The 11,622-nt window shown below is 41.2% G+C and carries 12 protein-coding genes, 1 pseudogene and 2 riboswitches; of the genes and pseudogenes, 1 reads left to right on the forward strand and 12 read right to left on the reverse strand.

Annotation, left to right across the window (positions count from 1 at the left end; translation table 11 throughout):
• Positions 1 to 223: 223 nt before the first annotated feature.
• From STYK_RS07285 to STYK_RS07295, 3 genes are read right to left on the reverse strand one after another with little or no spacing between them, the layout of a single operon-like run.
• Positions 224 to 2,467, reverse strand: coding sequence for a heavy metal translocating P-type ATPase (locus tag STYK_RS07285; RefSeq protein ID WP_000136345.1), 2,244 nt, complete (start codon positions 2,465 to 2,467; stop codon positions 224 to 226).
• Between the two features lie 9 nt (positions 2,468 to 2,476).
• Positions 2,477 to 2,848, reverse strand: a complete 372-nt coding sequence (locus STYK_RS07290; protein WP_000932059.1) for a cupredoxin domain-containing protein — start codon at positions 2,846 to 2,848, stop codon at positions 2,477 to 2,479.
• A gap of 10 nt (positions 2,849 to 2,858) precedes the next feature.
• Positions 2,859 to 3,254, reverse strand: coding sequence for a CopY/TcrY family copper transport repressor (locus STYK_RS07295; RefSeq protein ID WP_001167204.1), 396 nt, complete (start codon positions 3,252 to 3,254; stop codon positions 2,859 to 2,861).
• A gap of 183 nt (positions 3,255 to 3,437) precedes the next feature.
• Positions 3,438 to 3,535, forward strand: a riboswitch (TPP riboswitch).
• Between the two features lie 83 nt (positions 3,536 to 3,618).
• On the opposite strand from STYK_RS07295, the gene thiD reads away from it, so the two are divergent.
• The gene (gene thiD / locus STYK_RS07300) at positions 3,619 to 4,410 is read left to right on the forward strand and encodes a bifunctional hydroxymethylpyrimidine kinase/phosphomethylpyrimidine kinase (RefSeq protein ID WP_261043712.1); all 792 of its coding nucleotides are present in this window, start codon (positions 3,619 to 3,621) and stop codon (positions 4,408 to 4,410) included.
• A gap of 159 nt (positions 4,411 to 4,569) precedes the next feature.
• Here the strand turns inward: thiD and thiE (STYK_RS07305) are convergent, their stop codons facing one another.
• From thiE (STYK_RS07305) to thiM (STYK_RS07345), 9 genes and pseudogenes are all read right to left on the reverse strand, one after another.
• On the reverse strand, positions 4,570 to 5,202 hold the full coding sequence (gene thiE, locus STYK_RS07305) for a thiamine phosphate synthase (RefSeq protein ID WP_261043713.1): 633 nt from the start codon (positions 5,200 to 5,202) through the stop codon (positions 4,570 to 4,572).
• Complete coding sequence (gene thiM / locus STYK_RS07310) at positions 5,195 to 5,998, reverse strand: hydroxyethylthiazole kinase (RefSeq protein WP_261043717.1); 804 nt, start codon at positions 5,996 to 5,998, stop codon at positions 5,195 to 5,197. The genes thiE (STYK_RS07305) and thiM (STYK_RS07310) overlap by 8 nt, the downstream gene beginning before the upstream one ends.
• A complete protein-coding gene (gene thiW, locus STYK_RS07315; RefSeq protein WP_001225552.1) occupies positions 5,998 to 6,522 on the reverse strand; it encodes an energy coupling factor transporter S component ThiW in 525 nt (174 codons plus the stop codon). Before thiW ends, thiM (STYK_RS07310) begins: the two co-directional genes overlap by 1 nt.
• A gap of 4 nt (positions 6,523 to 6,526) precedes the next feature.
• Positions 6,527 to 7,219: a thiaminase II gene (gene tenA, locus STYK_RS07320; protein ID WP_261043724.1), complete on the reverse strand. Its 693-nt coding sequence runs from the start codon at positions 7,217 to 7,219 to the stop codon at positions 6,527 to 6,529.
• Between the two features lie 10 nt (positions 7,220 to 7,229).
• Positions 7,230 to 7,880 carry an energy-coupling factor transporter transmembrane component T gene (locus STYK_RS07325; RefSeq protein WP_261043726.1) on the reverse strand — a complete coding sequence of 217 codons (651 nt, stop codon included), beginning with the start codon at positions 7,878 to 7,880 and terminating at the stop codon, positions 7,230 to 7,232.
• 1 nt (position 7,881) lies between these two features.
• Positions 7,882 to 9,267, reverse strand: a complete 1,386-nt coding sequence (locus tag STYK_RS07330; RefSeq protein WP_261043727.1) for an ATP-binding cassette domain-containing protein — start codon at positions 9,265 to 9,267, stop codon at positions 7,882 to 7,884.
• The gene (locus tag STYK_RS07335; RefSeq protein ID WP_261804789.1) at positions 9,268 to 9,828 is read right to left on the reverse strand and encodes an ECF transporter S component; all 561 of its coding nucleotides are present in this window, start codon (positions 9,826 to 9,828) and stop codon (positions 9,268 to 9,270) included. It lies immediately after the preceding gene.
• Between the two features lie 156 nt (positions 9,829 to 9,984).
• Positions 9,985 to 10,073, reverse strand: a riboswitch (TPP riboswitch).
• A 115-nt stretch (positions 10,074 to 10,188) separates the two neighbouring features.
• Positions 10,189 to 10,817: pseudogene (gene thiE, locus STYK_RS07340) on the reverse strand (thiamine phosphate synthase).
• 1 nt (position 10,818) lies between these two features.
• Positions 10,819 to 11,601 carry a hydroxyethylthiazole kinase gene (thiM, locus tag STYK_RS07345; protein WP_045611972.1) on the reverse strand — a complete coding sequence of 261 codons (783 nt, stop codon included), beginning with the start codon at positions 11,599 to 11,601 and terminating at the stop codon, positions 10,819 to 10,821.
• Positions 11,602 to 11,622 lie beyond the last annotated feature (21 nt).

Here is an 11,622-nt window from a genome sequence, read left to right on the forward strand (position 1 = left end):
ATTTATTTTGACTTTACTAAGAATCTGCTCAGAAGTTTTTATTCTCTATTACAGTACAGTTTGAAAACGTTTTTAGCTTCTGTTTTATAATACTCAATGAAAATCACAGAGCAAACTAGGAAGCTCGCCACAGGTTGCTCAAAGCACAGCTTTGAGGTTGCAGACAAAGCTGACGTGGTTGGAAGAGATTTTTGAAGAGTATAAAAAGCGAGCAAGCCCGCTTTTAGTCTATTTTACTAAAGTTTAGTAAGAGTGAACTGGTCAGAACGGATACAGAACTAAAGGCCATGGCTAGTCCTGCCAGTTCTGGGTTGAGAGCCAGTCCAACACCTGAAAAGACTCCTGCTGCAATCGGAATTCCGGCGACATTGTAGATAAAGGCCCAGAAAAGATTGAGCAGAATTCGATTAAAGGTTTTCTTACTCATGTCAAAAGCACGAACCACTCCTAGGAGGTTATTAGTTGTCAACACCAAATCTGCTGACTCGATGGCAATATCTGTTCCAGCTCCCATAGCAATCCCCACATCTGCTACACTAAGGGCAGGAGCGTCATTGATACCATCCCCAACAAAGGCTACTTTGCCAGACGCTTGTAGTTTATGGATTTCATGAGCTTTTTCCTCTGGCAAGACACCTGCAATGACCTCTTCGATTCCGATCTGATCGGCAATGGCACGCGCCACACCAGCATTGTCTCCTGTCAGCATGACTGTTTTAAGACCTCGTTTTTTCAACTGACTGATGGCAAGCTTAGCATTTTCCTTAGGAATATCTTGCAGAGCAAGCAAGCCTTTGATTTCATTCTCAACAGCCAAGAACACAACTGTCTTAGCTTCTTTTTCCAGTTGTTCTAGTTTTTCCTGATAAGTGCTAGAAATATCCATGCCATCCAGCATTTTAGCATTTCCAAGCAAAACTTGTTTTCCATTGATTTGCCCTGAAACACCTTTTCCGTGCAAGGCTTGGAAATTTTCCACAGTGTGAAGCTCAAGTCCAGTTTCAGTCGCTCGCTTAACAATAGCCTCAGCCAATGGGTGTTGAGAAGCTTCTTCCAAGGAAGCTGCCAATCCAAGCACTTCTACTTCGTCGCCGATGATATCTGTGACCACAGGTTTCCCTTCCGTCAAAGTTCCTGTCTTATCAAAAACAATAGTTTGGACTTTCTGGATTTCCTGTAGAACCGTTCCATTTTTGAGGAGAACTCCCATCTTGGCACTGCGACCTGTCCCCACCATAAGGGCTGTCGGTGTTGCAAGTCCCAATGCACAAGGGCAGGCAATAATCAGAACTGCTACTCCATAGAGAAGCGAAGACACAAAGCTCGCTCCAAGCACAACTACACTATCCCTGAGCAAGACGAACCAAACCCAAAAGGTCACAATCCCTAAAATGACAACTGCTGGAACAAAAATCCCTGAAATTTTATCCGTCAAGTCCTGAATCGGCGCACGACTTGTCTGAGCTTTCTTCACAAAATCCACAATCTGAGCCAAAACAGTCTCTGAACCAACTTTTTCTGCTCTAAAAACAAGTGTTCCACTATTATTGATGGTTGAACCAATGACGGTATCTCCAACTGTCTTGTCCACAGGCAGACTCTCACCTGTCACCATAGACTCATCAATACTAGAGATACCTTCTACTACGACACCATCAACCGCAATCTTTTCACCGGGACGCACTCGAATCAGGTCACCTACCTTGACTTGCTCCAAAGGGACTTGAACATAGTTATCCTCACGCAATACTTCTGCTGTTTTAGCCTGCAAGTCAAGTAATTTCTCCACAGCTTGGGAAGTATTTTTCCGCATTTTCTCCTCAAAAACGGCTCCCATAAGAACGAAGAAGAAGATAAAGGCAGCACTTTCAAAGTAAACGGGGAGGCCAGCGAAGAGGGCAACTAAGCTATAGAAATAGGCCACTAGGGTTCCCAGAGCAACCAAGGTATCCATGTTGGCATTGTGCTTTTTAAAACTAGCCCAAGCACTTTGGATATAAGGACCACCTGCTACTAGCATAATCGGTGTTGTGGCTAAAAAGGTGCCCCAACGCATGACTTGGTGACTAATTCCTCCTGTCGACATCCCAATCATGAGGATTACAAGAGGCACAGTAAAGATACTAGTAATCCAAAAACGCTGTAAAAGTGATAGAGATTTTCGAGTCTTCTCAACAACTGTATAACTTCCCTTTTGCATCTTCATACCACAAGAAAATTCATGTTGACCTAATTCTTGAGGGGTAAAACGAATTGTCTTCTCTTCATCCACGCCGATTGGTTCCAAGAGGCCTTCTTCTTCAAACAGAATTTCCTTATAACAGTTTGAAGGTGTCAAACGGTGAAAGGTGATCTCAGCAGGAACTCCTTTTTGCAGTTGAATGTGGGCTGGATGGTAGCCTTTGTCTGCCGTGATACGGATTTTTTGAACACCATTTTCAAGACTTGCTTTTACAATTTCAGTCATATCATTCTCCTATTCTACAATCATCTTACCGTGCATCATATTCATGCCACAAGAGAAACCATACTCTCCAGCCTGCTCAGGCGTGATTTCCACTACATACTCTTCCCCCATTGGCAGATCCGCATGTACACCAAAGTCTGGAAATACGATCTGATCCAAACATGGTGAAGGATCTTTGCGGTCAAAGACAATGCGGGCTGGCACTGATTTCTTGAGGATAATCAACTCAGGCGTATAGCCCCCCATGACCTCCACTCGAATCTCTTGGTAGCCGTTTTTTTGCTGGGCCTTTTGTCCAGATTTTTCAGGCTTTTTGAAAAACCAAAACAAGATAAACGCGATAAGGGCAATACAAATAATGGTTACAATAATATTCAACATGACGTCTCCTTTACATACAATTACATTTTACTTCTGTTACAGCGCTTGATTTCTTCTCAGAAATCACAGCTTCCAAGTCTTCCAAGTCAGCCTGAGTAAAATCACATTCAGCAATCAAATCAGCCAACAAGTTCTTAATCCTACGGGAACAAACCTTGTCCTTTATATCTTGGACAAGTAAATCCCGACTTTGGTCCAAAGTTAAAAGGGCTGAATAAACAAAAGACTTGCCTTCTTTTTTCCGAGTCAAACACTCTTTCTCAACCAAACGAGCCAAAAGAGTTTGAATGGTCGACTTGGACCAGTCGAACCGCTCCGCCAGAACCCTGATCAAATCCGTACTAGTCTGCTCTCCTTGCATCCAAATAATCTTCATGACCTGCCATTCTGCATCTGAAATCTGCATAATCACACCTCCTAAATCTACATTTGTCGATTACATTTATTAGTATACTCTTAAAATCTACATTTGTCAACTATGAAATTAATTTTTTCTTTGAAAAATAGAATTTTAACCCTATGATAAAGGATTTTCAATCAAATCTTACTATATAAACTATAAAAATATGCTATACTAAAGAAAAAAGAAAACAACCACTAGGGGTGCGTAAAGCTGAGATTAACGACTGTTAGACCCTTTGACTCAATCTAGGTAATGCTAGCTGATGGAAGTGGAAATGATAATGGGGACTAGCAGTCTTCTATTGCCTTTCTAAAACAGACTAGCTTGTTCTTAAGAATACAAACTTCAGTTGGTTGGGAGGTTTTAGATGACTTATTTACCCGTTGCTTTGACCATTGCAGGGACTGACCCTAGTGGTGGTGCTGGCATTATGGCTGATTTAAAGTCGTTCCAAGCTAGAGATGTCTATGGAATGGCCGTTGTGACCAGTCTTGTCGCTCAAAATACCAGAGGTGTTCAGCTAATCGAACACGTTTCTCCTCAAATGTTGAAAACCCAATTGGAGAGTGTCTTTTCGGATATCAAGCCTCAGGCTGTAAAAACTGGGATGTTGGCAACTACCGAAATCATGGAAATCATCCAACCCTATCTTAAAATGCTGGATTGTCCATACGTCCTTGACCCTGTTATGGTCGCTACGAGCGGAGACACCCTGATTGATACCAGTGCCAGAAGCTACCTAAAAACAAATCTGCTTCCACTTGCAACCATCATCACACCCAATCTTCCTGAGGCAGAAGAGATTGTTGGTTTCTCAATCCATGATCCCGAGGACATGCAGCGTGCTGGTCTCCTGATTTTAAAAGAATTTGGTCCTCAGTCGGTGGTCATCAAAGGTGGCCATCTCGAAGGTGGTGCTAAGGATTTCCTTTTTACCAAGGATGAGCAATTTGTCTGGGAAAGTCCACGAATTCAAACCTGTCATACACATGGTACTGGATGTACCTTTGCTGCTGTGATTACGGCTGAACTAGCCAAGGGCAAAAGTCTTTATCAGGCAGTCGATAAGGCCAAGGCCTTTATCACAAAAGCCATCCAAGATGCTCCTCAACTCGGTCATGGTTCTGGCCCAGTCAACCATACAAGCTTTAAAGATTAAAAAAACTCTCTAGTTCCCACTTTAAGGGAATTAGAGAGTTTTTGTACTTCTTCAAACTAGGTCAGTTTTATCTGCAATCTCAAAGTTGTGTTTTGAGCAACCTGCAGCTAGCTTCCTAGTTTACTTTTTGATTTTCATTGAGTATTAATTGAGTATTAATTAGGAAATAATGTCATCTAGCTTTGTTAAAAAGGCTTGCGTTTTTTCCTCTATATCTTCTGCTTGCATCAGATCGCGTACGACTGCTACTCCAGCTATTCCAGTGCCAACAAGCTGGTCAATGTTCTCTGACGTCAAGCCTCCGATAGCAACTACTGGAATGACGACCCTTTGACAAATTGTTTTTAAGGTTGAAATCAGGGTGATAGGCGCATTTTCCTTGGTGGTTGTCGGGAAAATGGCTCCTGTCCCCAAGTAATTCGCCCCTCCTTCTTCTGCCTCGATGGCTCTTTTTACAGTTTTAGCTGTGACACCAAGTATTTTGTCAGGACCCAAGACTTGTCGGGCAACCGAAACTGGTAGCTCATCGTCTCCAATATGCAGACCAGCAGCATCAACCGCAAGACAGACATCCAAACGATCATCGATGATCAAGGGTACCTGATATGCATCTGTTATTTTCTTGACTTGTTTAGCCAGTTGATAGTATTGATTGGTGGTGAGATTTTTTTCTCGTAATTGGACTATGGTAACCCCTGAACGGCAGGCCGTCTCAACCTTTTCAAGAAAGCTTTCCAAGGAATCTTGGTAGCGATTGGTTACTAGATAGAGTCTAAGCGCCTCTCTATTCATAAACATCTCCTTTGATGGCATCTAGCCAATTTTCATCTCTTTTGAGGAGTGAAAGCTGATTGAGAACTTCGTATCGAAAATCTTCCAATCCCATTCCTTGAACAACTATTCTCTCAGCGGAGATATTGAGATAAGAAACCGCTAGGTAAGAAGCTTCAAATGCGGTCTTTCCTTGGCTGAGAAAAACAGCTGTCAAGGCTCCAACTAGGTCTCCTGTTCCTGTTATCCAGTCTAATTCTGCACAGCCATTTCCCAGTACAGCGACCTGATTCTTCGAAACGATGAGGTCCTTGGGGCCAGTGACTAAGAAGGACATATCAGGATAAAGCTGACACCAGTCTTTCAATACTTGAAGCAAATCCTCAGTTTCTTGATCTTTAGCACTCGCATCGACCCCAACGCCGTGGTGCTTTAAGCCAACAAGACTTCGAATTTCTGACATATTTCCTTTAAGGACTGTAGGTCTATAGTCTAAAAGGTCTTTAACTAAGCTCTTACGAATGGATGAAGCTGTTACGCCAACCGCATCTACTACCATTGGGAGAGAAACTTGAGCTGCATAAGAAGCTGCTATACGGATTGCTTTTTCCTTCTCAGCTGACAAATGCCCCAAATTGATGAAGAGTGCCTGGCTTTGCTTAGTAAAATCAAGAACCTCACGAGGGTCATCTGCCATGACAGGTTTGCATCCCAGAGCCAAAATCCCATTTGCTAGCATCTCACAAGAAATCTCATTGGTAATACAGTGAATGAGGGAAGTCGTTCCCAGAGGAAAAGGATTTGTCAATTCCTGCATCAGTCTATCCTTTCATCAAAGAAATATCCCTGCACTTTTTTAAAGAATTCCTGCTTGATTAAAAATCGAAAGGCAATAAAGGAAATCGCTGTACCAATCAAGGTTGCTCCGAAAAATCGAGGAGTGTAGATAAACCAGCTAAGCTTAGCGGCCGATCCTGTAAAAAGTACCATAACAGGATAGGAAACAATAGAACCAATAATACCTGTTCCCAAAATTTCTCCCAAGGCAGAAAAGTAAAATTTTCGACCATACTTATAAAAGAGACCTGCTAAAAGGGCTCCAAAAGTCGCTCCTGTGAGAGCTAAAGGCGGAATCCCTTGAGTCGTCATACGGATAAAGGCTGTCACTGTAGCCATAGCCAAAGCATAAACAGGTCCCATCATGATTCCTGCTAAAATATTGACTACACTGGACATCGGTGCCATTCCCTCAATCCGAAAGATAGGCGTAAGGACTACATCAAGGGCAATCATCATAGATAAAATGGTTAATTTGTGAACTTGTAATTGGTGCTTTCTCATGTTTCTATTCTTCTCCTGTTTCTAAAGACTGTAAATCGCTCTTCCATGTCTGGTGTTGGTAGGCCATTTCCCAAAACTTAGCTTCCATATGAACACTGATGTGGAAGGCATCTAGCATTTTTTTCTTGTCTGTCTCGTCACTTTCTCGATAGAGTTGATTGACCAGAGCCTCTTCCTCTCTGATCTGCTGCTCCAACTCATCCGTAATATAAGTTTCAATCCATTGTTGGTAGAGAGGATTTGGTGATGGTTTAAGATTAAGTGATTTGCCTATATCATGGTATAACCAAGGACAAGGCAGCAAACTTGCAAAGGCAATGGCTAGATTTTCTTCTTCAAATTGACGATAAATGTGAGAGATATAATGATAGCAGGTTGGAGCGATTGGATGTTGCTCCATTTCCTGGTCGCTGATTTCCAATTCCTTGAAAAATTGTTGGCGGATAAATAACTCACCCTCCACTAGACTCTGCGCATTTTGTTTCAAGAGTCTCTTCATCTCTTGGTTGGAAGTCTTTTCAGCCAAGAGGTGATAGGCTTCTGAGAAGGCCTTCAGATAGTAGGCATCCTGAATCAAGTAATAGCGAAAAATTGCAGGGTCTAAATTCCCCTCTTGCAACTGTAAAACAAAGGGGTGATGAAAGGAGGCCTGCCAAGCTTCCTTGGATAATTCCATCGCAATATCTGTAAATTCCATAATATCTCCTTTATAAAAATAGACTGGTTTGAAGCAATAAAAAGAACAGCAGGTAGATGAATATTGTCCTTTGAGGAATATAAAAAGTCCGATAGCTATTCTCCACCTGTGCATGTTCGTCATAACCATGCGCCGATAGAGCCCTCAGGTAAAGATGGTGCCATCTAAAGACTGTCATCAGAACCTTGCTGTAAATCAAGGGAGACCAAAAATGCAGTTCTTGACCGCGTAATAAGCAAGCTTCCTTGAGAGACTTGATTTCTTGCTGGATAAGAGGGAAGGAATTGAATACCACAATCAAGGCATAGGCCCAAGAACGTGATAACCCCTTTTGAGCCAAGTACAAAAGAAGCTCTTTTAGGGAAATAGAGGAAACAAAGATAAGACCAATACAAACGGTCACAAAGGCCCTCGTTCCAAGCATGACTGCCTGCGAAGCATCTCCATGTAACTGAACTGCCCAGTAGTTGGCAAAGGATGGCAAAATGGCGAGCAGAATCATCCAAGTCAATACTTTAAATCGACGGTAATAGAGCATAAAGAGAATGCAAAATGCGACTACCGAAAGATTCAGAGCAATCGAAGGAATGAAAGATGTTTCCAGCGATAAAATCAGCAAGAAGAGACTGATAATCGGTGTCTGTGTTGCTACTTTGACCATACTACTTCACCTCCCCTTGGGTATTGCTACTCTGAGATGTGAGTAGTTTGGTAATTGTCACTACTTTCACATGACTGAGACCCTGACTAGTCATCTCAATCCAATAATCAACCACAGGGATTAAGGGATCTAAACGATGTGTAATCATCAAAAAACTTCTTCCTTGATTTCTCTCCTCCAGAATCCACTGACAAAAATAATGGCAAGCTCTATCATCCAAACCTGCAAAAGGTTCATCCAGCAAGATCACAGAAGCCTTGCTAGTCAAGATAGTCAAGAGCTGAAGAATCTTTTGCTGACCACCACTTAATTGATAAGGACTCTTATCGAGTGCCTGCTCCAGATCAAAATACCGCAAAGCTTGAAGAATTCGCTGATTTCTTTCAGAATCAGCTCCATCTAATTGAAGTTCCTCTCGCAGACTGGCTCGGATAAACTGTTTTTCAGCTTCCTGAACAACACCCGTCAGGTCACGATACAAACTCTTTTTCTTTTTCAAGACTGTCCCCTTCCAGCTAATGCGCCCCTTATACTTTTGAAATTGAAGAATGGATCGAAAGAGGGTTGATTTCCCGACACCATTGTCACCCAAAATACAGGAAATCCCTTGGTAGAATGTGAAATCCGCAATTGAAAAGAGGGGGCGATTATCCAGGTCACAAGTCGTTCTATCCATATGGAATAGTTCTGGGCTAGAAGCAACTTTCTTTGAAGCAACCTGTGTCATCTCAGAGATAGGGATTTGAAACACTTCCTTTAGTCGTCCATCTCTTAGCTCCACCATATGGTCGATATAGGCTTCATAGTCCGTTAAATCATGGTCGCACAAAATAACTGTCTTCCCATCAGAGACCAACTCTTTTAGAATCTCCAATATCTCTATCCTACTCTTGCGGTCAATGGAAGCAAAAGGCTCATCCAAGAGATAGACCCTAGGATTCATAGAAAATAGAACAGCCAAGGCAGCCTTTTGCTTTTCTCCACCTGATAAGTGATGGATGGGACGGTGCAAGATCTTCTCACAGCGACATTGTCGAACCACCTCTGCTATTTTAGAATCAATTTCCTGAACGGGATGCCCAATATTTTCCAAGGTAAAAATCAGCTCCTCAAACAAGTTCTCCATGGTAAATTGATGATTGGGATTTTGAAAGAGAATACCAACCGTCTGGACACGTTCGATGATAGAAAGCTGACTAACCTCGATCCCATCTATCAGGACTTGACCACTATAGGGAAGAGAACTGACTTGGGTGATCATTTGAAAGAGGCTAGATTTTCCTGAACCACTGCTCCCAACTAACAAGGTAAAGGCTTGCGCATGAAAAGTAAAATCAAGCGGCTCAGAGAAGATTGGGGACTGAATCTCCCTTAATTCCAGGCCCATCTATGCCTTCCCTCCAGCTGCAAACTGATGATAAAGTTTGACAATGGCACGAACCAAAATGGTACAGAAGAAAAAGACAGAAATAAAACGTACTACAAACAAGGAAAGGACAAACGGAAGTGAAAAGGCGTAGTAACCTAACTTAATGTATTCATAGATAAAGCTAACAAACGTAATCCCAATACTATTAGCAGTTAGAGAGAGCCAACTTTCATAGCGATTCTTGGTTACGATAAAACCAAGTTCACTTCCCAAACCTTGAACCAAACCAGACAAAAGGGCACCTAGACCGAATTGGCTACCATAAAGGACTTCAGCAAGCGCAGCTAGCACTTCTCCAATCGTTGCACTTCCCACTCTTGGAACAAAGATGGCCGCAATGGGTGCAGCCATACACCAGAGACCAAAGAGGATTTCATTGGCAAAGGCCTGCAAACCAAGAGGGGCTAAAATCAGAGTGAGGATATCAAACAGATAGCCTGATCCCACAAAAACGCCACCAAAAAAGATAGACAAGAAAGCAAGTAAGATAACATCTTTTAACTGCCATTTTTTCAACATAAAAAAACTCCTTTTTTAAAGAAAAGTGGGGCATTCAAGGAGATTTACCTAAATGCTTTGTATCATCTTCATCCAGTTTCGTAAAAGAAAAAACTCTAATTACAGATAGAAATTAGAGTTCAGCTTACAAGATTAGATGGTTAGTTTCTATAAAAACAAAACCATTTCACATTTCCCTTCGCCAGTCTTAACTGTATCAGGTTCAATGGGTATCATCTCAGCCTAAAGCACCCCAAATGTCTTTATTATTTAATTATATAAATATTATAACAAACGATTTTTCCCATTTCAAGAAATTGAACTGGAAATACAACCTTGCACTCACAAATACAGCAGATCTTTCTTTGGTTAGATCGATACCTATTGTTCACTCATTTCTCGAACAGTTTTTTCTATATTTTTTGCATACGATATTGCTGAAATGATTGAAACACCGTCAACATTGGTCTTCATAATGTCTTTAATATGTTTCGTCTGTATCCCACCAATTGCAACTAAGGGCATTTGTGGCAATAGTGTCCGCATCAATTTAAGACCTTCATAACCTATAGCACCACCAGCATCATCCTTTGACTGGGTATCAAATACAGGACCAACACCGACATAATCTACATATTCAACTTTTGATTGTTGAAATTCTTCCTCGTTTTTATAGAAAGACCAATTATTTTATCTGGCATCAATTTTCTAATTTCATCAACTCCAAGGTCATCTTGTCCTACATGTACGCCATCAGCGTCAATTTCCATCGCCAAATCAATATCATCATTAACAACAAACGGAACATTGTATTTTTTACAAAGATCCTGTAGTTTAATTGCTAATTCGACTTTTTCTTTACCTTCCAGGGCCCCCTCACCTTTTTCACGGAATTGAAATAAGGTTATACCACCTTTTAAGGCTTCCTCAACGACTCTATATAGATCTTTTCCCTGGCAAGTAGTCGTTCCACAAATAAAATATAGTTTTAGTAATTCTTTTTGAAACATCTTACTTCACTCTTTTGAATTTCTTTACATCTTCATCTGTAATCTCGTATAAGGCATTTATAAATTCAACTTTAAATGTTCCAGGAAGATCTCCATTTGGACGTTTTTCTGCCATTTCTCCAGCGATATTGTAAACCAACATTGCTGTTTCTAATGATTTCAATTCTTGACCTTTTTCTAGTCCGATAAAGCTTGCTACCACTGCCCCTAATAAACATCCAGTTCCAATAACTTTTGGCATCATGGCACTACCATTATGAATCGTTACCACTTCTCCATTTACCGCAATAGCATCCACTTCACCTGTTACTACTATTGGAATATTGAACTTCTCATTTGCTGCTAGAGCAATTTCGTCAATATTATCTACGCCTGCACTATCTACTCCTTTAGATGCCACATTTATTCCTACTAAAGAGGCAATCTCGCCAGCATTTCCCCTAATCGCTGCCAGTTTGTAATTATTGATTAGATCATCTGCTACTTTTTTTCTATATTCTCCTGCTCCACAGGCTACAGGATCTAAAACTGCTGGGACATTATATTTCTCTGCAATTTTCAGAGCAGCTTGGTATAATTTCCAATTTTCATCTGTCAATGTTCCTATGTTTATTAATAAACCACCAGCATACTTTAACAAATCCTCTAAATCTGCTGGAAACTCACTCATGGCTGGTGATGCACCCAGTGCTACTAATCCATTTGCTGTGAAATTTTTTACTACATCGTTGGTTATGCAAATGATCAAAGGTGCTTTTTCTTTTAATAATTTTAAACTTGTCATATTGAAATCCTTCCTTTTCAC

The organism is Streptococcus toyakuensis, from assembly GCF_024346585.1.
GTDB lineage: Bacteria > Bacillota > Bacilli > Lactobacillales > Streptococcaceae > Streptococcus > Streptococcus toyakuensis.

What these genes read in the sequence shown, in the direction of transcription:
- STYK_RS07285 (WP_000136345.1), bottom strand. Translation starts at nt 2,467, where the DNA reads ATGACTGAAATTGTAAAAGCAAGTCTTGAAAATGGTGTTCAAAAAATC.
- STYK_RS07290 (WP_000932059.1), bottom strand. Translation starts at nt 2,848, where the DNA reads ATGTTGAATATTATTGTAACCATTATTTGTATTGCCCTTATCGCGTTT.
- STYK_RS07295 (WP_001167204.1), bottom strand. Translation starts at nt 3,254, where the DNA reads ATGCAGATTTCAGATGCAGAATGGCAGGTCATGAAGATTATTTGGATG.
- thiD (WP_261043712.1), top strand. Translation starts at nt 3,619, where the DNA reads ATGACTTATTTACCCGTTGCTTTGACCATTGCAGGGACTGACCCTAGT.
- thiE (WP_261043713.1), bottom strand. Translation starts at nt 5,202, where the DNA reads ATGAATAGAGAGGCGCTTAGACTCTATCTAGTAACCAATCGCTACCAA.
- thiM (WP_261043717.1), bottom strand. Translation starts at nt 5,998, where the DNA reads ATGCAGGAATTGACAAATCCTTTTCCTCTGGGAACGACTTCCCTCATT.
- thiW (WP_001225552.1), bottom strand. Translation starts at nt 6,522, where the DNA reads ATGAGAAAGCACCAATTACAAGTTCACAAATTAACCATTTTATCTATG.
- tenA (WP_261043724.1), bottom strand. Translation starts at nt 7,219, where the DNA reads ATGGAATTTACAGATATTGCGATGGAATTATCCAAGGAAGCTTGGCAG.
- STYK_RS07325 (WP_261043726.1), bottom strand. Translation starts at nt 7,880, where the DNA reads ATGGTCAAAGTAGCAACACAGACACCGATTATCAGTCTCTTCTTGCTG.
- STYK_RS07330 (WP_261043727.1), bottom strand. Translation starts at nt 9,267, where the DNA reads ATGGGCCTGGAATTAAGGGAGATTCAGTCCCCAATCTTCTCTGAGCCG.
- STYK_RS07335 (WP_261804789.1), bottom strand. Translation starts at nt 9,828, where the DNA reads ATGTTGAAAAAATGGCAGTTAAAAGATGTTATCTTACTTGCTTTCTTG.
- thiM (WP_045611972.1), bottom strand. Translation starts at nt 11,601, where the DNA reads ATGACAAGTTTAAAATTATTAAAAGAAAAAGCACCTTTGATCATTTGC.